Source organism: Aquibium sp. A9E412, assembly GCF_030398335.1.
Taxonomy (GTDB): domain Bacteria; phylum Pseudomonadota; class Alphaproteobacteria; order Rhizobiales; family Rhizobiaceae; genus A9E412.
Window position 1 is genome coordinate 1 of record NZ_JAOAOP010000155.1, and the last position, 385, is coordinate 385.

The 385-nt window shown below is 81.8% G+C and carries 1 pseudogene; it reads left to right on the forward strand.

Going from position 1 to position 385, the window contains the following annotated elements:
• Window positions 1–385: pseudogene (locus N1F89_RS20670) on the forward strand (c-type cytochrome biogenesis protein CcmI); the annotation flags it as partial.

A 385-nucleotide genomic window follows, 5' to 3' on the forward strand; every position in this document is an offset into this window, starting at 1 on the left:
AGGCGCCGGACGATCCGGCCGGCTGGCAGCGCCTGGTGCGCTCCTACGCCGTGCTCGGCCGCGCCGAGGCGGCACAGGACGCGCTGGCGCGCGGCGTGGCGGCGCTCGGCGCCGACACGCCGGAAGGCGCGGCGCTGCGCGAGGCCGCCGCCGCACAGGGCATCGGCGCTGCCGGCGCCGCGGCCACGACCGCGCCCGCCGACGCGCCGGGACCGGCCCGCGCGGAGATCGAGGCGGCCGGCGCGATGAGCGACGAGGACCGCGCGGCGATGGTCGAGGGCATGGTGGCGCGGCTCGACGCCAGGCTGCGCGAGGCGCCGGACGATCCGGCCGGCTGGCAGCGCCTGGTGCGCTCCTACGCCGTGCTCGGCCGCGCCGAGGCGGC